Raw genomic sequence first — 22,035 nt, forward strand, 5'->3', positions numbered from 1 at the left:
GAAGTAATCAAAAAGAGTACAAAAAACAGCCTTATGTTTTTAGAAAAAAAAGAAAAAGGATAGAGACATTATTTTCTCAACTTTGCGATCAGTTTATGATAAGACGAAATTATGCAAAGACTTTTCAAGGGTTTAAAACTAGAATATTATCAAAAATTAAAGCGTTAACAACGGTTCAGTACATCTATAAATTTATATTCGATAGGAATATTAATAATATTAAAATTAGCATTATTTAAAATGCACAACGGGTATATTTTATTTATTGATAAAATTTAGTTGATTCTACTTTAACATAGTTATTTTAACTTTTACATCTTTACTTGGCTCATAGCCAATTCTATGTGCTTTAACTACTAGCATTTCTGTAGATTTTATCTTAAAAGGCCCAGAATAAACTGACCAACTCTTGGCTTTAGGGTTTGTTTTATAGCCTATAGAAGCTCCTTTTGTATCGCAACTAATTGCAATTTTACCATTTTTTATAACTGGTACTGGATTTGCTGTTTTGGGTTTTGTTTTTTTTCCATCCCAAAGTTTGGCTACCAATTCTTTTTCTGGCAAGTTAGGTACATCCCCAATTTCTGCAAGCCATCTATCCATTTCATTGCTTAATTCTGCTAATTTACCTTTATACTTAGGCTTTTCTGCTAAGTTATTCAGTTCAAAAGGATCATTTATACAATCGAATAATTCTTCTTTTGGCTTTTTATCTCTAAACCATTGCATCTGAACATCATTTAATTTACCCTTATCTTTTAACCTTATTAATTCTTGCATTGTCGGAATTTTTTCGCGGTACGTTATTGGCAAATAATATCCTTGCTCTGGCCTATAATTTCTAATATATTTAAATTGCTTGTCTTTTACAGCTCTAATTGCATCTGTAAAACCATCAAATCGATCTGCTGCTGCATGTATATAATTTCTTTGTTTTTTTGATTGATACTTTCCTAAAAAAGCTTGCCCTTGCATGTATGCTGGCGGTTTTTGATGCGTTAGAGAAAGTAATGTTGGTGCAAAATCTACAAAACTAACCAATTGATTAAATTTTGTTCCTGCTTGTATTTTTCCTGGAAAACGTACAATCATTGGGGTTTTTAAACCAGAATCATAAATCAGTCTTTTTTCTCTAGGCATTGGCCCTCCATGATCACCGTAAAACATAATTATAGTATTTTCTAGTAGCCCATCTTCTTCTAATTGTTTTAAAACCGCTCCAACTTGTCTGTCCATTTCTGCAATATTGTTGTATAATTTCCAAAGATCTCTTTGTACAATATCAGTATCTGGTAAATATGGAGGCACTTTAAATTTAGTGTCTTTTGGAATATGAACAGGAGTTTCTGCTTCTGTCATTCTATTTTTAGCATGAGATTTTCCTTTGTTTTTCCAATTGTACGATTTATCTCCAGCATGATAATGTCTTGTTTCAATTTCTCGAAATCCATAAGGTTCAAACAAACCAGATTCATGTGTTTCAGTAAAGTTAAATACAGCAAAAAATGGCTGGTCTTTATCTCTATTTCTCCAATGTGCATAAGGACTACTCTCATCCCAAGCAGTAACAGGAGGTTTAAATTGATAATCTGTTTTGTAATTATTAGTACAATAATACCCTTGTTTTCGAAGTAATTCACTAATCATTTTTACTTCTGGAGGAGGAACTGCCCCATATTTAGGCAATCCAGTTACCTCACTATAAGAAGTAGTACGCATGTGGTTTGCACCAATACTAGATGGATACATTCCAGTTGCAATTGCAGCTCTACTTGGAGCACAAACACCAGATGTAGAATATAAATTGGGATAAATTACACCTTCATTTGCTAATTTGCTTAAATGGGGAGTAACTATGGTAGAATCTCCAAAAGAAGGGATGTAATGTCCCATATCTTCTGTGACCAACCACAATATATTAGGTTTCTTAGGCGCTATTTTTTCTTGTTTACAACTGCTGACAAAAAGAATTATAACTAAAATTAAAAAAATATACTGTTTCATATTCGCTTTATTTATGATATTGTGAGTTATTGCAAAATATATATTAACTTAAACTTACGTATCTTGTACTGTACCGATTGTTAAGATAATGTTTATAAAAACACTTTCTCTGGCAGGATACCACAGGGTATCAAATTAGTTAAATCGTCTTATTTTTATTTTTGAATATCAAAACAAATAATCAAATGAAAAAAAATGTACTCGTTATATTTTTACTATTATTTTCTTTTTACCAAAGTATTTCGCAAACCATTAACCCTCCAAAAGGAAGAATAGCCATAGTTGCAGATGGAAACTCACCTGATCCAGATGATTTGGGAGGCACAGCAATTACTATTGCATTACTTAAAGCTGCTGGTTTAGAAGATAGATTGGTACATTATTCTCATAGTTGCGATTTGGTTAGAGATGATAGAATCTCTGAAAAAGCAGAAAAAGAACGTCATCATTTAATGCAAGTTGCTTGTGATATGACAGCAAGACGTTGGGATGCTTTTAATCACCTAACTTTTTTTGATGCAGTTTGGCAAAAAGAAGCAACCATTAACGATTTGTGTTGGGCAATAAATACTTCTACAAAAGAGAACCCTTTATGGATAATTGAAGCGGGTGAACCTGACATTATAGGAATGGCGTTACAAAAAACACCAAAAGAAAAACACAAATTTGTAAAAGTGATTACACATCACCCTGCAAATGATAATGCTGGCGATTTTTATTCCTGGCAACAGATTTTAGATTTTGGTATTGAGGAAGTGCGAATTCCAGATCAAAATATCAATTTAAAATTACCTATTTCAGACTGGGATTGGGCTAAAAATCACGCTGATTCTAGAATTCAACTACTATGGACAATAGGTAAATTAGCTGAGGTTGATAATGTTGTACGATTTCAAAAAGGAAAATGGGATTGTTCTGATGCTGGTATGATTTTATATTGGATTACTGGTGCTAACGTTAACAATGGTTTAAAAGCTGGAGGTCTTGAAGTGGTAAAAAAAATACTTTTAGATTTTATAAAATTAAATCCTGAACCTAAAAGAGGCCCAAAAAGGAAAAAAAAGAAGTAAGTTGCTATTTTATTTTTTTTAGTAATATATTTTTGTACTCTACTTTCATTGGTGGGCCAACATGTACTTGCACACCAATAAAGCCTTTTTTACTTCTGTTTTTGGTATCTAAATCTGTAACATCACTCATTAAAACACCGTTAACAAAATGTTGCATACGATTACCATTTACAATGATATGCATGGTATTCCAATCCTCATTTTTTATAGATGTTTTTAATGTTTTTTTATCACCTAAAGTAGCCACAATAGTTCTTGTTTGCCAACAATTCCTTTTTACATTTTTTCTGATATTGGTTGGTGGAATACTATCTGGCATTGCTTCAATAATCACTTTCTCGCCAATATAGGCTAAAGTAGTTCGTTTTTTTTCTTCGTAGTTTTGACCAGTATATTTATTTTTCCCGTCAATATCTGACTGATACCCTCTTAAAGCAAATGGTTTATTTTTTATCTTTTCACTCCTATAATTGACTCCACTATTGCCTGATTTTGAAATTCTGTATTCTAATTTTAATTCAAAATTTTGAGGTTGTTCTTTTTCATAAATGATAAAAGAGTTTCTTTTTAGAATGGTTTCTGGAGTAACTTCTCCAATTAAAATACCATCTTTTACAGACCAATAGGTTTCATCTCCACTCCAACCTTCTTGGTTTTTTCCATTAAAAATAGATGTAAAATCATCTTTTTTTTGGTTCTGGCAAGAAAAAAAACAAAAGGTAATATTAAATATTACCAAGTAAATTATTTGTCTCATTTTTTTAGTCTTTAGTAATTTTACTTTTCCACCAATTCTCATTGGGTTTAAAATCTTTAGATAATACTTTTAACCTGTTTTTTTCTAAAGACTCTAACTTTTTAGTTTTGATGTTTATTAGTCTTTTTTGACGTTTAATACTATCAAATTCTATATCCTTTTTAGGATATTTTGCACCAACTTCATGTAACCAAGATCTTAGTTGATTGCTTAATTTTTGAGCAATTTTTGGATGTTTTGTAATTACGTTTAATTCGTCTTTTTCTGTAGAGGGTAATTTGAATAATTCCTCTCTATTATCTTCCCAATAATGTATTAATTTCCAGCCATTTTGTTGAATGATAGAAGAAGGTTCTCCTCCTTGATTGCCATAATGTGGATAATGCCAATATAATGGTCTCTCTAAATTGATGTGTTTACCTTCTAAAATAGGTTTTAAACTAATGCCATCTATATGTTGTTCTGGTTGTAAGGGAACACCTGCTAAATCTAATAACGTAGGATAAAAATCGGTATGAATTACAGGAAAATCTGATGCTAGTTCTTTTGTTTTCAACCAAGGTACTTTTATAAAAAAAGGTTCTCTAATACCACCTTCCCATTGATACCCTTTACCTCCTCTTAGAGGTAAATTACTGGTAGAATAATTATCGCCAGAAGCCACACCACCATTATCAGAGGTAAAAATTACAATGGTATTTTTATCTAAACCATTATCCTTTAACGCTTTTAAAACAATACCCACAGCATCATCCATCGTTTCAACTAAACCACCATAAATGGGATTATCTTGAACTTGCCTAATTGGTAAAACACGCTCTATTTTATAACCAGATTTTGCAACTCCCAAACTATCTGCTTTATCTCTATACTTTTTCCATTTGGTTTCTGTAGTTTGTATAGGCGAATGGACAGCATAAAAAGAAAGATATGCAAAAAATGGTTTCTCTTTATTTTGCTTTATAAAACTTGCTGTTTCATTAGCTAAACGTAAGGTTAAATTCTCTCCTTCTTTCTTATCTTTTAATTTTGGATTTCTAAAAGGCGCAAAAAATCCACCTGAAGGGCCACCTCTATGAAACCCTCCTTTGTTAATATCAAAACCATGGTCTTCTGGATACGAACCTTTATCTCCTAAATGCCATTTACCTGCAAAAAAAGTAGCATATCCTTTATTTTTAAATGCTTCAGCAATGGTTATATCTTGCTTTGGAAGAGCTCTTACATAATCTGCAGGTAGTAATTTGTCGTGTCTATTTCTTGTTCTCCAATCTTTACCAACTTTGGCACCAATCCAATCTGTGATTCCATGACGAGCTGTAAATTTACCTGTTAAAATACTTGCTCTTGAAGGGCTACAAACTCTACTTGAAGCATATCCTTTTTTAAACCAAACAGATTGTTCTACTAGTTTGTCTATATTTGGAGTTTCATAAAATGTGCTACCTGTAATACCTAAATCATGATAACCTAAATCATCAACCAAAATAAAAAGTACATTTGGTTTCTTTAGATTTAACTTATCTTTTTCTGAATTACAACTAGAAAAACATACTATAAATAATAGTCCAAAAAAAAATACTATTTTCTTCAATGCTGAATTATTATTTGTGAAGAATTAAATTTTAATAATCTTTCTAACAAAATGATTTTTTTTGTCGTTGTTAGAGATAAAATATACACCTTTTTTTAAATTACTAATATCAATAGTTTGTGATGTTGATTTTACATTTATCTGACGAACTCTAGCTCCTAAAATATCAGTAATAATTAATTTTGAATTTTCTGGTAGATTTTTAATTTCTATTTTCCCATTTGTTGGGTTTGGATAAATACTAACCTCTTGCTTAATAATATTGTTTGTAGATAACGAAGCATCATAACATGTAGATTCTGGATTTGATAAATTAAAAGCAACACTATCTGAAACCGTACTTCTTTTTAATACCATTTTATCTATAAATAAATAAGACGATCTTGCGTCTACTGTAATAGTATATTCTTTTGCTTCAAAAACAACCCAAACTCTATGTGCAACATGATCGTTTGTATTGGTTACAAAACCATAATCTAAACGATTCCCAAAAGCTTTTATAAAATTCTGAGTAGAAGTTCCTGCTGCACAAGTTAATTCATTACTTGAATTACAATAAGGTTTTGGATATACTTTTGCACCATTTTTAATTCCATAAAAATCTTCTCCATCTATTTTTAACCAAGCATCATTGTGTTCTCCTTTACTAGTACCTTTACCAACTCTCATTCTCCAAGCAAACCTGTATGTTCCTGGATTATTTATTTTAATTTTATAAGTAATTGGCGCACCAGAAAGTTTACTAAAAGATTCAGCACCTGTCCAATGCAAATACGTTACTTCTTCACCTTCAAAAGTTTCTGTAGCAATTTTCCACCTATCATCATTTATAATTCCAGATTCCATTTCTATAGTTATAACACCATTTTTTTCTTCAAATGGTAATGATCCATCACAACTAGCGGTTTGCGAGAATATTTGTATTGTAACGACTGATAATATAAAAAGTAAAACTTTATTTTTCACTACTTTATTTTTATGATTAATACAAAATTAATTGAACTATAATTACAAAGTATCCTGTTGTGTATTGAATTTATTTTTATGATTTTTTATATTCAATTTTATACTTTCCAGAACCTAAAACTACTTCATCTTTATCATCAAAAGAAGCATCGTTTATTTTTAAACTTTCAAATTCTTTTTTGTTTAAAATGATTTTAGCCTTTGTATTAAAAGGTACTTCAAGATTCATTGTTAAAAGACCACTTTCTGATCTCCAACTATTTTTAATATCCCCATAAGGTGAAGGCACAGAAACAGTTGTATTGATAACTTGACTAGGAAATTCTGGATTTACCGTAAACATTTTAAAGCCTGGAGCTTCCATCGAAGATTTAATTCCTCCTAAAGACTCAAAGAAATATGCAGCAAAACCACTGTGCATAGGGTGATTTAAAGAGTTGCTTGGTCCTTCCATTTTTTCCCAAATAAACTGACGTTCTGGCCATGTGGTAAACCCTGAATTCATTACATAAGTCTGACTAGGAAAATCTGGTGTAGTTAAAATTTGATAGGCCAAATCTGCTTTACCATACTTAGACAAAACTGTGTAAATGTATCTATTACCATGAATACCTGTATTATGATGACCTCCTCGAACTTCTACAATATTATAAGCTAATCCATTAACAACAGTTTCTATTTCCTCTTCTGGAACCATACCAAATTGTAAAGCTTGTACAGTTGCAGTCTGACTTTGATACCATTTGTGTTTTGTATTTGGAATATTAACTAAAAACTCTTTATTGAATGCTGTTTTTAACGCTTCTTTTTCTTGTTTCATTTTTGCTCCATAAGCAGCATCATTATTCATTTTTGCAAAAGTTTCCATTACGCCTAAAACATCATAAAAATAAGCATTTGCAGAAATAATTGGATCACATTCCATTGCACTTGGGTTTCTTCTTCTATCCCAAAGTGGTGGACACCAATCTCCCATTCCATCTTGCATAATTCCGTTTTCTCCTTTAAAATTTAGGTAAAAATCGGTCAATCCCTTCATTGGTTCGTAATAGTCTTTTACGATTTCATCATCACCATAAAACTTATAATTGTACCAAGGCAAATACATGGTTGCAACTCCCCAATCTATTTTTGCATAGGTTGATGTTCTTTTACCTGGAGCAATCATTGTAGGTACTTGAAACTTCAATTCTGGATTGTTATGACCTTTTGTTGGCCTCATTTGTGTTTTGATGTCTTCCATATATTTTTTATAGAAATCGTACATGTCATAATTGTACAATGCATATTCGCAAAACGCATGTGCATCACCTAACCAACCACATTTTTCTCTGTGGGGACAATCTTCTGGAATACCATGTACATTGTCTACAATTGTCCATTTACTAATGCTATGCATTTTATTTAGCAATTCATCAGAAGATGTAAAACTTCCTGTTTCTTGAATATCTGTAGCTACCAAAACTGCTTTAATCATATCTGCGTCTGGTTTTCTAGAAATTCCTGTAATTTTTGCATATCGAAAACCATGGTAACTAAATTTAGGTTCCCAAGATTCAACACCTTCTCCTTTACAAATGTATTTGTAAATCTGTGGCATTCCGTTTGCACCACCACCTGTAGAACCTTTGTGAATATCTTTTCCATTGGTTAATAAGGCTTCTGTAGTAATTATATTAATTAATTGTCCTTTTTTTCCTTTTACGTTTAATTTTACCCAACCTGCAATATTCTGACCAAAATCTACAATCCACGCACCATCTGCTCCTTTAAAAACTTTTTGAGGAGCAAACTCTTGTAGTTTTTTAATTGGCGGAATTTGACTGGCACTTATGTTTCTCAATTTTGGTGATGCAATTTTTGCATTTCCCCAAGAAGTATCATCATAACCAACAGTGTTCCATTTTCCTATTTCGTAACGTGCGTCATATGTATCTCCTCCATAAATATTGTTGAATACGATGGGTCCTGTGGATTCTTTCCAATTTTCATCCGTATAAAAATCTTTTGTGGAGCCATCTGTATATTTTAATTTTACCAAACATTTTACAGTTGGTGGGCCATAAGCCATATCTCTTTCAGATTCTGGATCTCTTTTCCATGAAATATCTTGTGCATAAAAACCATTTCCTAAAATAATTCCGAATGCATTTTTACCCGATTTTACTTGTTTTGTAATATCATAATTTACATAATACGCTTGTTTATCATAATTGGAAGGTGCAGGATCTAATACATGATCGCCTACTTTTTCTCCATTTAAATACAACTCATAGTATCCTAATCCACAGATATAAACTTGGGCATTTTCTACTTTTTTATCAATTGCCAATTCCTTTCTAAAATAACTAGCAGCAAAACCATTTACCTTTTTTGCTGGCTGATTTCTCATTCTACCTGTTTTGTAATCTCTATATTGATAAGGCGAAGTTCTGGTGTCTTTATTTAAAGTAATCCATTTAGCATCTCCCCAGTTTTTTTTAGAGATTAATCCCATTTCAAATTGTTGAACAGCAGACCATTTTGTAGCTTCTCCATTTTCATCCCAAATCTTCACTTTCCAGAAATAGTTTTGCATTGCTTTTAAATCTTGGCCTTGGTATTTTACAAATGCAGATTTGTTACTTTCTACCTTGTTTGAATTCCAAACATCTGCATCAGTTTCATTTAATTTTTCTTTTGATGATGCTACTAAAATTTGATATGCAGATTGCGATTTATTGAAACCTTTTGCATCAACAGTCCAAGAAAATAAAGGTTGTTTACTTTCTATTGTTGATGGATTTTGTTTGGTGTTTACCAATAATTTCTCAAAAGTTATTGAGCTACTAGATGTAGAAACTTGTTTGCAAGAAACTAAAAGAATAGCTAAAAGAATTATGGAATAAAACGTTTGTTTTTTTAACATCATTTATGTTTAAATTTTCAGGTTATGGTTTTAAAATTTAATATACTTTATTTTATTTTACTATAATTTTATGATTAGAAATCCCTTGTTCACTCTCTAATTGTAATATGTAAATGCCTTTTTGTGTATTCTCAAAACGCACTTGTTTTTCTGATATAAAATTACCTTTTTGAACTTCCACTCCGTTCATTGAATAAATTCTGTATTGTGCCTTCTCTCTACTATTTATTTTGATAGTAAACACACCTTTAGACGGATTAGGAAAAACACTAATTAGTTCTTCCTGTACTATCTCTGAAGTGGATAATGTAGCACTAGTTAATTCAATAATATTTATAGAAAGTTTAGGCAAAGTAATTCCTTCACTTCCTTGATTAATTAAAGTCAACGGATCTACATCAATACCCATAACTCTTTCTTCATCTATTTTATTAAATGCAATCGCTTTGTGAATTGATACATCAGTATATTCCTCTCCATCTACATTTATATTGAAAGGCACATATTGATTACTAAGGTTTACAACGAAAACGGAAATCTTATCATTTTTTGTTACAACTCTTGCGTTAACAGCTTTTACACCATCTACTAAATTTGATACTTCTACGTCGCTGTCTATTAATGTGGTGTTTTCCAGAGCCAAACGAATGATTTCATAAGCTGAACCAAATAATGTTTTTTCTAAAGGATACTTAATTCTTGGCCGCTCTTTACCACTAGGAGAAATATAGGTTTCCCAAACGTAATGAGAGTTTAATTGCCCATTTACACTAAACCAGTTTGCGCGCTCAAAAATATCTTGATTTTGACTCATAAAAATATAACAATCTGCCATCCCTAAAACAGAAACTGCATTTGGACCACCAGATTTTACGCCCCATTCTGTTAACCAGATTGGTTTATTAGGTGCCACTTTATGTGCATAATTATAAATTGAATTTCCTAAATGTTTTCTAGCTGTAAGTGCAGTACTATAAGCTTCATCACTATTATTTGAATCATCAGGATCTGAACCTACATAAGTATGTACTGTAACTGCATCAAAATACGTAAGATCTTCCGTTAAATCTTTATTCCAGTTAGGGTTTGCCCAACTATCTCTTCTTAATAAAGGTACAGAAACTCTTATGTTGGGATCTTTATCTTTTAAAGCTGCAGACATCGATTTTGCCCTAGCAATATAATCTTCAGCATTTGGTATTATTGAGCTTCTTTGTCCAGGATAAAAATTTTCATTCCCTAATTCTATAACTTTCACCTCAAATCCTCTAGAAATCAAATCATTATACCTTGCTATAGTTTCTGGACTTTCATTATTAAAATCAGTACCATCTGCACTCATATTAAATGTCCACATCATATCAAACCCTTTACCTGTTTGAGATTTTCTTGTTGCATTTAAACTAGTAAGCCCATTAATACCCACTTTAATATCATTAGCATCAAATATCTTTATATTGGCTAATAAATCAGGTTTTTTTGTTTTAATCGTTTTATTTACGCCTTGTTCGTATTGAAAAGATTCTTCTCCAAAAAGTCTAGTAACATCTCTTCTCCAATCGTACCAATTTGCCCATAAACCGTGAGGAAATCTTATGGTTATTGGTTTTAATTTATTTATTAAGTCTTTTTCTTTTGCAGTTGAAAAATGATGTGTATTTGTACCCAGTAATAGATTATTAAACACTTCTGTCTTCGAAGATGTTATATTAATTGTTGCTTCCATATTGGTAGGCAAATTAAATGGATACTCTTGAGAAAATACAGATACAGTGAGTAGTAGGGTAAAGCAAAAACAAAGTAATTTCTTCAACATTTCTATAATATTTAACTTATAGTTACTCAAAAATATTATTATTTTCTAAGAGCAGTATCCTGCACAGTCCTTCAAAAAAGTTAATTTTAATTAAGGTTCTATCAATCTGAAACTTTAAAATTATACTTGAAACTATTATTGTTGTATAAAGACTATCAATAACTTAAAAGTTTTACAGGACCTTCTAATCCTGTTGGCGCTAAATCTTTGTAATTTCTAGTCCATCTATTCGTTAAAGGATTGTTGAGTGATTTACAATAATTGGCCAATACTGTAGTGTATTTAATTTCTATTTTATTTTCTCCTTTTTTTAGATGGTTTTCAATTTCATAAATTGCTTTTCCATACCAACGCTTACCAATTTTCACATCATTTATATACAATTCTGTAATTCCTCCATTTACATTTCCTAAATCTAAGTGGTTATAATCACCATCATTATTTAGGGTTATTGTGTAACTAATTTCTCCTCCAAAAGAACTTTGTGCTTTGTCTTCTGATTGACTAAAATCAATCAATTTTTCCATTTGCCAAGTAAAGATCTTTCCATCAACTCTAGCTCCTGAAACATTCCAAGTACCAGTAATTTCTGTTGAAGATTGAATGTTAGTTATTTTATTTAAAGGCTTTTCTATGGGTTTTTCATCTTCAAAAACTAACAATAAAGATTCCAAAGGATCTAAAGAAATTTCTAACTCGTTTGCATTTTTAGTATAATAAAATGATTCTCTCTCTCCAGTTTCTGGATTCCAGACATATGGATATTTCCCTTTTACAGGAAAATCAGCCTTAAATTTTGCAGTATCAAATTTATGAACATTTGTAAAAAAATACAATTCTTTCTCTTTCGTATATTGATGAATTTGATACACTTTTTTAGAAGGATTACTTATCACTACATCTGGAGCAATTGCAGATTTCTCAAGAAAATGTTTTGACCAAGTCATTATATTTTCTAAAGATTTTGGCTGATTAACTTGGATAAATGCATTTGGGTTTTTAGCCAAAAGATTCTCCATGATTTCTTTAACCTTTGTATCGTTTTTATCTGAATCTTTAAAGTGCAATGATTTTTTTGGAAGCTCATCAATCACAACAACTTTACCTCCTGAAGCCACAAATTTCTGAATGGCAATAGCGGTTTCTGGATGAATGGATTTTAAACTGGCTAAAACCAATAATTTGTAACGCATTTTTCCAAAAGCAATTTCACCATTTTTAATCTCAGCTTTGACTAACACATTCTGATTGATATATTCACAAGAATAGCCTAATTGACTGATAGGTTCCCAGATTTTATGCAAATATTTTGGTTCCATATGAAAAGGTTCTCTTGCCAAACCTTTGTCTCCCCAAATATCAGCAGTTGGCCCAATAATGGCAATCGATTTATCTGCTTGAGAATTTTGAAAGACAGCAGACAATCTTGCATTGTAATCTACCCAACTATCTATGTGTTTCCACCAGGTATTTTGCTCACTAAAATAGGCTCCATAACGAATCCACCCTGGAAATGGTGCTGATTTTGGCGAATAATTATAACCGTGTAAAATTGAATGATTAATTCCAGTGATAAAATTCATATCATCATGCTGCTTAATTTCTTCTAAAGTGGTTTTAAAAACACCACGTGTATTGGTCATTACTTCTGAACTTATAATCTTTTTATTCATTAAATGTCCTCCAGCAGAAGTATATAGGTTCCAAGTCATATACCCATGATTTTGATTCCATTGCCACAAAGAATCTTTCATTTCTGCAGAGTAAATCCAGTTATTACTTTCTGGTATATCTGGTATCATATAACCATCTAATATTCCCATTAAAAATGGTGTTCCGTAAGCTTGATATCTACACAAGACTCCATTAGCCTCACAAAAATCTTTATAGGTTTGGGTAAAGTTTTTTAAGAAAACCTCTACCAAAAGCTTATTGTAATCGTAACGAACACGCTTTAATTTCTCTTTAAAGTCTGATGAAAAACTGTTTGCATAATCATCATTAGCATAATTCCCTTTGGCTGAATAAAAAACAAAAGGCATCCATTCTTTTAATTGATAGCCATAAGCATTGTAAAAAAGTGTCTCAAAACCATCTGTCCAATTAGCACCAGAAACTTCAATACTGTCACAAAAAATAGCTCTTATTAATTGATTTAAAGAAATCCCAGAACGTTCAGAAATTTTCTTTAATCTGCTTAAATAAGCCAAAGTCATTTCTTTTTTATAATGATCCATTACAGCGCCTGCACCTCCTGGAGCGCCTAAAGTAACCTCTCTAAAATTTTGTTGAATTAACGTATAACTCAAATAATAATTACCAGATTTTTCAATTTTATAATTTAATTTTTTGTTTTTATCTAAGAATCTAGAAAGGTTAATAATTTCATCTTCATCATTACAATTTACTGGAACTAACGCTAAATTAGCAAGCGTATACGTTGTTCTTTTACTGATATGTCTTTGTGATCGAGATTTACGGTATTTTTTTTTGTACAAGTTGATTAGATAATCTTCATCAACTTCAATAATTGCATTTGAGCCATACAAAATTTTATCAGTTACCATTCGCTGACTCGTTTCTTCGTCTTTTAAAAACTCGCCTCCAAATGGCCAACCTGTTCCAGCAATAATATCTGTAATCATCCCCAAATCTTTCGCTTTTTTTGCTGCATGCACAACCATATCTACCCATTCATCACTCATCCAAACTAGTGATTTCTCACTTTTATCAAATGCTAGTGGCATCGCAATAGGGTTAATTTCTACACCACCAAAGCCACCATACTTTAGCGATTCTAATTGTCTATCAAGTTCTTTTGTTTTTATTTTATTCCCATTCCACCACCAACGTACAAAAGGTCTTGCTTCTGCTGGCGGATTTTGGAATTTGCTAAATAATATTTCTTTTTTTTGCTTACTACTATTAATGCCTTTACAATTATTAAAACTAAATATAGCAACCATCATGATTGAGATAATGACTGTATTTTTACATTTGGATATGAGCATTATTTTTAGTTTTATTAATTCCTCCAACCATTCTAACAATATTCATCTTTAATCCTGGACGAATATTAGATCCATTTCTTGGACTAATTCTATTGGCAACATTCCAAACATTATGAATAGGAAGTTTTTTATCACTTTCACTCGTAAAGTCTGTAGATAATTTTACTTGACCTTGTGTAATGGTGACAAGAGTAAAACTTAATAAAAGAAATAAAAACTTTATTAAGAAGTTTAAATTTTTCATTATCTATAATTTATTTTTGAATATATTTTCTCGAAACTAATATTTATTCATAAAATTAACATCCTGTGATGTCCTGTTATTCTTTTTTTAAATTTTTATTAAAAAGAATTTACATTACTTTTGACCTTCAAGCAAATAGCCCAAGGCTAACCACTAAGAATTGTAACCGCAAATATTATATCTTTTTGACTCATAAAAATTGAAGCAAAATATAAAAAAGAATACATGACCAAAACTATCCAAAGTAAAGAAATGAATGATACACTTGCTTCACTCTTTAGCAAGTATGGTTTTAATGACAAAAGGGCCAAACTATTGGCAGAAGTGCATACAGAAAATACTTTACATGGGGTAAATTCTCATGGCATTAATAGGGTCCCTTTTTTCATTGAACAATTGAAACTAGGATTAATCAATAAAGATATTGAACCTGAAAAAGCAGATAGTTTTGGCTGTATTGAACGATGGGATGGTAAACTAGGTTCTGGGGTTATAAACGCTATGAAATGTACCAATCGCGCTATTGAGATTGCTAAAGAAAACGGAATGGGATTAGTGGCTCTAAGAAATACCAATCATTGGATGCGAGCTGGCTATTATGGTTGGATGATGGCAAAACAAAACTGTATAGGTATTCTTTTTACAAACACAGAACCTAACATGCCTGCATGGGGTGGCAAAGAAGCAAGACTTGGAAACAATCCTTTAGTGATTGCTATACCTAGAAAAAAAGGACACATAGTACTTGATATGGCTATGAGTCAATTTTCTTTTGGAAAAATGAACGAATATAAATTGAATAATCAATCCTTGCCTTTTGATGGAGGATGGGATACCAATGGTAACCTCACAAGAAACCCTAAAGAAATTTTGACCACTAAAAGTGGACTACCCATAGGTTATTGGAAAGGTTCTGCACTCTCTATGGTTTTAGACATACTCGCTACGCTACTTTCAGCAGGAAAATCAACTTACAAACTTGGATTAGAACCACATGAATATGGGGTGTCTCAAATTTACCTATGTATTAACCCTAATACTTATAATGATAATGAACTTCAAGAAAAACTTACTGAAGAAATCATTGCTTATACTCGAGATGTTACTCCTACTCAACCAAATGGAAAGACTTATTATCCTGGTGAACGATCACTTATAAATAAGATTAAGAACGAAAAAGAAGGGATGAAGGTAAGTGAAGAAATATGGAAAAAAATAATTGATTTATTAAACAAATAAAATATAATGAATACGAATAGAAGAGACGCGCTTCGTAAGCTAGCATTCACTCCAGCGCTTTTTGTAGCACCTACAATTTTGACTGCAGCTACTAAAGATTCAATAGAACCTATTGCACAACGAATACAGTACAGTGTTAATGCTTATTCTTTTAATGACGAATTTCGAAGTGGCAAAATGAATTTATTTGATATGATGGAATTTGCCTCAGAAATTGGCCTAAATGCTGTTGACTTAACCGCCTATTATTTTTCTTCTTATCCACGTCTACCGAAAAAAACTGAAATTTTTGCTTTAAAGAAAAGAGCTTTAGAACTTGGGTTAAATATCTCGTGGACAGGTGTGAGGAACAATTTTGTAACCGCAAATGTAGAATCTAGAAAAAATGATAGAGAAATGATTAAAAATTGGCTAGATATTTCATCTATGATTGGCTCTTCTATTCTACGAGTTTTCACTGGTAGAAATTTACCTGACGGATACTCAAAAGAACAAGTAAAAGCATGGCTTATTGAAGAATACAAACTTTGTGCTAAATATGGTGAGCAAACAGGCGTTATTGTTGGACTACAAAACCATAATGAGTTCTTATTTAAAGCCGATGAAGTAATCGAAATACTAGAGAAAGTTAGCTCTGAATGGTTTGGTCTTATATTAGATATTTCTGGATTAAGAACTACAAATGATCCGTATGCAGAAGCTGAAAAATTGGCACCTTATGCTAATTATTGGTTTATCAAAGAACATGTATATCACAATCAAGAAAAAAAACGAACTGACATGTCAAAAATGGTGTCAATGATAAAGCGACATGACTTTCGTGGTTACGTCTCTTTTGAGAGTCTATCGGATGGAAATCCAAAAGAAATTATTAAAGAGATGGTTTATGATTTTAAAAGGGAATTTAACAAAATTTAGAAAAGTTAAACAAACATATTTTATGTGGTAATTTAAATTGAATTACCAGTACCCACCAAAACAACGGATAAAATAATCACAACAATTCCTGATGTTATGGTCCATTTTGTTTTTTTGGTTACACCTTGCCATTCTTTTCGATAAATTCCCCAGAGATTGGCAGTTAAAATAATAGTAGACATATGTAAAATCCAAGAACTGGCTCCATTTCCTAATTTACTTTCTCCCATTCCGTAAAAGAAAAATTGTAAAAACCAAATGGTTCCTGCTAGTGCAGAGAACAAAATATTATTACGGATTGGTGTACTTTTATTTGTAAAGTCTTTGTAAGATTTATTTTTGATACTCAAAATGGTAGTCCATACTAAATTAGTAGCTAAACCACCCCAAAGAATTACCACAAAAGTAACATTGTTAGCAAACAAATGATCATATCCTGCTGCAACAGCTGCATCTGCTAATGGTTTTCCTGCTTCTATACCAAAGCTAAAAAAGGAACTTAAAATCCCTGATAAAATTGCAACAATTAATCCTTTTACCAAATTGAATTCAGATACACTCTTTTTCTTTTCTTCTTCTGATAATTCTTTTTCTTTTAACATTCCTGCTTTCCCACAAAGCGCAATCCCTAGAAGGCAAACTAAAACTCCTAGTAAAACTACCTGTCCTCCAGAAGTACTTAACATTTCTGTAAATGAAGTTTTACCTTCTTGAGGATTAAAATTATAATAAATGGATGGAACAATTGCCCCAAAAGCAGCACAAAAACCTAAAACTACAGAGTTTCCCAAAGACATACCTAAATAACGAACCCCTAAACCATAAGACAACCCACCTATACCCCAAAGTAAGCCCATTAAAAAGGTAAAGCCTAAAATTGTATTGGAGCTTGATGCAATAATATCTACAAAACCTGGTACTGTTAAATAAGCTGCAATTGGTGGCACTATTAACCAAGACATAACTCCACCTACCATCCAATAGGTTTCCCAAGACCAACCTTTTACTTTGTTGTATGGCATGTAAAAACTACCTGCTGCTACGCCGCCTAATGAATGAAATAAAACTCCTAAAATTGCTTGCATAATTTTTTTTTTAATATAAATTAGTATTAGATCTTATTGATGTACTCTAGATTTTTAGTTTTTGGAATAGGTGCATTCGTGTATTTCCACCATTTTTTCAATATTTTTAATAACTCCGCTTTCTTTTCTGGATTCGATTCTGAAAGATTATTTTTTTCTCCAATATCTTCAGATAAATTATATAACTCAACACCATCATCTTCAAAATAATAATGAAGTTTCCAATCGCCTTTTCGTATAACAGAACCAGGACGTGTTCTAAATAAAGAATCCCTGTTTTCGTTATCATTTACATTATAGGCTTGTAAATAAATAGGAAAATGCCAAAACAAAGGGCGTTCCAATTTTTCCTCTTTTCCTTCTAAAATAGAAGATAGATTATTTCCATCCAAAATTAGACTTGTATTTTTCACTCCTGCATATCCTAAAATTGTTGGAAAGACATCTAGGTTTGTTATAGGCACATCGCTCTTAGAATTTGGTTTAATTTTATCGTTTAAGACAAAGAAAAATGGTTCTCTAATACCACCTTCATAATAACTTCCTTTTCCTGCACGCAATGGTTTTTGTTTGGTTATGCCATACAAACCACCATTATCTGAAGTAAAAACAATCAACGTATTATCAAAAAAATGCTTTTCCTTTAGTTTATCGATAAGTAACCCTATGTTTCTATCTAAATTATCAACCATAGAAGCATATTCCGGATTCCCCTGACCATTCCAAGGCGATTTATTTTCATATTTAGGTAAAATACTATCTACTGGCATTATAGGGACATGAACTGCGTATGGCGAATAATTAAGATAGAACGGTTTTTGTACGGTATCCACAAAATGTATGGCTTTTTCCATTATGGCATCCGTAAGATACTTATCAGAACCACCCTTAATTGTTACATTTTTATACGGTGGCTTATAACTTTTAGGCAGTCCATTATGACCACCTCCAATATTTACATCAAATCCATATTCTAAAGGATTATTGCTTAAATGCCACTTTCCTGCCTGACAAGTCACGTAGCCGTTATCATGCAATACCTTTGGCAAAATAGTATGTTTTTTGGCGAGTGTATGTGTGTTTTTTGTTGGAATCAATTTTCTGTCTTCAGATTTTCCGCGTGTTGACGGACTAACGGTGTAAATGCCATGACGTGGTGTCCATTGACCTGTCATTAAACAAGCTCTACTAGGTGCACAATTTGAAGCTGATGCATATCCATTGGTGAACACCATACCTAAGCTCGATAAATAATCTATGTTTGGTGTTTCGTAATATTCACTACCCATAAAACCAACATCTTTCCATCCCATATCATCAACGTTTATGATAATAATGTTGGGCTTAGCATATTCTTTTTTGTTAAATTGATTCTTACAAGAACTTATTGATAAAAGCGCAACAGTTGCAATTAATAATTGTAATTTCATACTTGATTTTTAGATTTATAAATGAAAGATAAACTTATTTTTTCTTTAACGTTTTCTTTACCAAAGGAAATTCCGAATGGTCAGTTCTAGAATTATTGATTAAATACAATAGTTCTTTAGCTTTTTCTGGGTATTGTTCTGCAATATTGTTTTGTTCACCAATATCTTTATTTAAATCGTAAAGTTCAATAGCTTCATTATCGAACTTCACAGCTTTCCAATTGTTTTGTCTTACCGCTTGTATGGGCCCTTGTCTTTCATTAAACTCCCAATACAAATACTCGTGTTTTTGTTGTTGACTCTCATTTCCTAAAAGTGTTGGCGCATACGAAACACCATCAATTGTATCAGAAGGTTTTACACCTGCCAATGCACATGCCGTAGGTAAAAAATCCCAAAACGCAGAAATATGACTAGTTGTTGAACCAGCTTTAATTTTATTCGGCCAATAGGCTATAAATGGGGTGTGAATACCACCTTCATACAAATCGCGTTTATGCCCTTGAAAATCGCCATTACTGTTAAAAAACTCATTTTTTAAATCGTCATATTCGTGCCCATTATCACTCGTAAAAACAATTAAAGTGTTATCGGCTACACCTAGATTTTCTAGCCGTTTTAAAAGATTTCCAATATCTCTATCCATAGTAGACACCATTGCTGCATAAGTAATATGTCCATCTTCATCATGCCGATAATGCCCAGGTTTCATCTTTCGTTTTGGCCAACCTAAATTCTTGTATTGCTCTTTTTCTTTTTCAAGAATTGTTAATTCAAAATGCGGAATTGTATAAGACAAATACAAAAAGAAAGGTTTTTTATGATTTTTATCGACAAATTCAGTTGCTTTTTCAGTCATTAAATAATGAATGTGTTGTCCTTCTTTTGTTTGAGGATTATTTCCTTTTAAGGTAATTCTCTTCTCATTTTCAAATATACTTTTCGGGTAATAGTGGTGTGCTGGGGAGTGTTGATTGAAGCCGTAGAAATAATCAAAACCTTGTTTATTAGGTACGCCATCTTTCAAATTTTCTGCTAAGCCCCATTTACCAACAATTCCTGTGGTATAACCTGCTCGTTTCAATTCTTCTGCTACAGTTACATCTTCTGCATTAATATCTACAGGAGTACCACTTGCTGTCCATCTTGGATTGCCTCTAACTGTGCTGTGTCCCGTATGTTTACCCGTCATTAATACTGCTCTTGAAGGCCCACAAACCGAAGAGCCTGTGTAATGATTGGTAAAAATCATTCCGTTTTCTGCTAGTTTATCAATGTTTGGGGTTTTTATTTTATCTTGTCCATTAAAGCCCACATCGCCATAGCCTAAATCATCTGCTAGGATAAAAATGATGTTTGGTTTTTTTACTACTTTGATCTTTTTATTTACTGTTTCATTTTTACAGCTAGAAACTAACAACATCAAAAAAATCAAAGGAATTACATAAATTGTTTCAATTATTTTCATTCTAAATTTTTATTGTTTTTTAGTTGATTAGCGCTTTTAGTTTTAGAATTCCAAATTAACACTTTTTTAAACTTTTTATTATCCTGTAAAATCCTGTTCCAAATTAATTAACAAATACGTACCACTCGTAAATTTAAAATATTACCTAATTTATCTATTTTATTGGCAATATGCCCAACACCAATGGCACAATGATGTGATGGCCCTTGCTTAGACCATTCGTTCATAAAAGCACGTGCGCCTATTGAAAAACGATAGCGGCTATTGGTATTCCCTATTTGCAATACAGGCCCTTCTACAGATTCACCTTCAGCAACCAATAAAAACACATCATCTTTTCCTTCTACAACTGATAATAGCGTTACTGGACCATGTTTTACAGTCATTTGAATGGACAATCCCTTTCCTGGTTTTCCGTGATAAACGGGTAAAGGTACCAATTGTACATTTCCTTCTGCAATGGCAAAATGTGCAGGCCCATCATGTCCTAACATGACAATATCATCATTAAAATCCATCGCATAAAATTCAGAAAAAGAACCACCAACACCAAAAGCATCCATAATTTTCATGGCTTGCGCATTCTTTACTTCATACTCTCCTGCAACTGGTACATTTTTACCTGTTAGTAAGGTATTTCCTGCAATCACAGAAGTCACAATATTTTCATATTCGTTAGCTGTTTCGCCTTCGTAATAATAGGCTAAAGACCCTAAATCGTGATTTTCAACCAATTTATCTAAAGCTATTGATGTTTTTGCTGCGCGAATTAATTCGGATTCTTCACAAGCATCAATCACTTCAAATGTGTTATTAAACTCTTTTATTTTTTCATTAACCTCTGCTTGTGTAACCCCATCTCTATATTTTTTTACTTCACACATTTCAACAATTTCTATGTGAGTTCCAAAAGCAGCAGATTGTTTGGTTAAATCGGAATATACATCTAGCATTCCTGCATAATAATGCCCTAAAACACCTAATCTGTTATTTTGCATTATAGATGCAACTTTGGTGGCATCAATCCAATCCTGAATGTCGTCCCAAACGACTTGTTCTCCCAAATATCCTGTAACAAATTCATAATCAATTCCTGCACGATTAAATACATTCGCAAATTCTGGTACAGAACAAGCTTGACAATGTGCCAACCACTCTCCTGTCATTTTACCACGATCTCCCAGCGCATTAAAACTGTCATAATCTATGGCTGCAACTGGTTGTATGTTTAAAATAACCACAGGGCATTTTACTTTTTGTACAACAGGTAATACTGTTGATGACAAGGCATAGGTTGAGATGTATAAAAACAAGATATCTACATCTTCTTTTTTAAGTACCTCCGCTTTTTCTCTAGCAACTAGAGGAGAATCTACTAAACCAACATTTACAACCTCAGCGCCAAAACTTTCCATTTTAGTAGCAATTTGTTGTTGATAACCTTCTAAACGTTCTAATAGTTCTTCAAATTGTGGCCAATAGGTATCTAAACCTATTCCAAATAATCCTACTTTTATCATTATTT

16 protein-coding genes are annotated in these 22,035 nt (G+C 32.0%); 4 read left to right on the forward strand and 12 right to left on the reverse strand.

Annotation, left to right across the window (positions count from 1 at the left end):
• Positions 1-239: transposase (locus tag AC2D6T_RS06655; RefSeq protein WP_484680917.1), on the forward strand; the 239-nt coding region annotated here is incomplete at its 5' end.
• Positions 240-285: 46 nt separating this feature from the next.
• Here the strand turns inward: AC2D6T_RS06655 and AC2D6T_RS06660 are convergent.
• Positions 286-2,004 (reverse strand): sulfatase family protein, encoded by a 1,719-nt coding sequence (locus AC2D6T_RS06660; RefSeq protein ID WP_484680918.1) that lies wholly within the window; start codon positions 2,002-2,004, stop codon positions 286-288.
• A gap of 185 nt (positions 2,005-2,189) precedes the next feature.
• Between AC2D6T_RS06660 and AC2D6T_RS06665 the strand changes: the two genes are divergently transcribed.
• On the forward strand, positions 2,190-3,074 hold the full coding sequence (locus AC2D6T_RS06665) for a hypothetical protein (protein ID WP_484680919.1): 885 nt from the start codon (positions 2,190-2,192) through the stop codon (positions 3,072-3,074).
• Positions 3,075-3,078: 4 nt separating this feature from the next.
• Here AC2D6T_RS06665 and AC2D6T_RS06670 read toward each other — a convergent pair whose 3' ends face one another.
• The 7 genes from AC2D6T_RS06670 to AC2D6T_RS06700 form a co-directional block, all read right to left on the reverse strand.
• Positions 3,079-3,831: a 3-keto-disaccharide hydrolase gene (locus tag AC2D6T_RS06670; RefSeq protein WP_484680920.1), complete on the reverse strand. Its 753-nt coding sequence runs from the start codon at positions 3,829-3,831 to the stop codon at positions 3,079-3,081.
• 4 nt (positions 3,832-3,835) lie between these two features.
• Positions 3,836-5,425 (reverse strand): sulfatase, encoded by a 1,590-nt coding sequence (locus AC2D6T_RS06675; RefSeq protein WP_484680921.1) that lies wholly within the window; start codon positions 5,423-5,425, stop codon positions 3,836-3,838.
• A 24-nt stretch (positions 5,426-5,449) separates the two neighbouring features.
• The gene (locus AC2D6T_RS06680; protein ID WP_298947381.1) at positions 5,450-6,391 is read right to left on the reverse strand and encodes a T9SS type A sorting domain-containing protein; all 942 of its coding nucleotides are present in this window, start codon (positions 6,389-6,391) and stop codon (positions 5,450-5,452) included.
• A gap of 76 nt (positions 6,392-6,467) precedes the next feature.
• Entirely contained in the window at positions 6,468-9,302 is a 2,835-nt protein-coding gene (locus AC2D6T_RS06685) for an alpha-L-rhamnosidase (RefSeq protein WP_484680922.1), read from the reverse strand.
• Positions 9,303-9,351: 49 nt separating this feature from the next.
• Complete coding sequence (locus tag AC2D6T_RS06690) at positions 9,352-11,145, reverse strand: T9SS type A sorting domain-containing protein (RefSeq protein ID WP_484680923.1); 1,794 nt, start codon at positions 11,143-11,145, stop codon at positions 9,352-9,354.
• 125 nt (positions 11,146-11,270) lie between these two features.
• Complete coding sequence (locus AC2D6T_RS06695; RefSeq protein WP_484680924.1) at positions 11,271-14,126, reverse strand: glycosyl hydrolase; 2,856 nt, start codon at positions 14,124-14,126, stop codon at positions 11,271-11,273.
• A complete protein-coding gene (locus AC2D6T_RS06700) occupies positions 14,107-14,370 on the reverse strand; it encodes a hypothetical protein (protein ID WP_484680925.1) in 264 nt (87 codons plus the stop codon). Before AC2D6T_RS06700 ends, AC2D6T_RS06695 begins: the two co-directional genes overlap by 20 nt.
• 225 nt (positions 14,371-14,595) lie before the next feature.
• Here AC2D6T_RS06700 and yiaK point away from each other — a divergent pair, with 225 nt between their 5' ends.
• The gene (gene yiaK / locus AC2D6T_RS06705) at positions 14,596-15,609 is read left to right on the forward strand and encodes a 3-dehydro-L-gulonate 2-dehydrogenase (protein WP_484680926.1); all 1,014 of its coding nucleotides are present in this window, start codon (positions 14,596-14,598) and stop codon (positions 15,607-15,609) included.
• A gap of 6 nt (positions 15,610-15,615) precedes the next feature.
• Complete coding sequence (locus tag AC2D6T_RS06710) at positions 15,616-16,527, forward strand: sugar phosphate isomerase/epimerase family protein (protein WP_484680927.1); 912 nt, start codon at positions 15,616-15,618, stop codon at positions 16,525-16,527.
• A gap of 32 nt (positions 16,528-16,559) precedes the next feature.
• Here the strand turns inward: AC2D6T_RS06710 and rhaT are convergent, their stop codons facing one another.
• The 4 genes from rhaT to AC2D6T_RS06730 form a co-directional block, all read right to left on the reverse strand.
• Positions 16,560-17,612, reverse strand: coding sequence for an L-rhamnose/proton symporter RhaT (gene rhaT, locus AC2D6T_RS06715; RefSeq protein ID WP_484680928.1), 1,053 nt, complete (start codon positions 17,610-17,612; stop codon positions 16,560-16,562).
• Between the two features lie 26 nt (positions 17,613-17,638).
• Positions 17,639-19,042, reverse strand: a complete 1,404-nt coding sequence (locus AC2D6T_RS06720; protein WP_484680929.1) for a sulfatase — start codon at positions 19,040-19,042, stop codon at positions 17,639-17,641.
• Positions 19,043-19,076: 34 nt separating this feature from the next.
• Entirely contained in the window at positions 19,077-20,510 is a 1,434-nt protein-coding gene (locus AC2D6T_RS06725) for an arylsulfatase (protein WP_484680930.1), read from the reverse strand.
• Between the two features lie 107 nt (positions 20,511-20,617).
• Positions 20,618-22,030, reverse strand: coding sequence for a hypothetical protein (locus tag AC2D6T_RS06730; protein WP_484680931.1), 1,413 nt, complete (start codon positions 22,028-22,030; stop codon positions 20,618-20,620).
• Between the last annotated feature and the right edge of the window lie 5 nt (positions 22,031-22,035).

Source organism: Polaribacter sp. YIW18, from assembly GCF_057219325.1.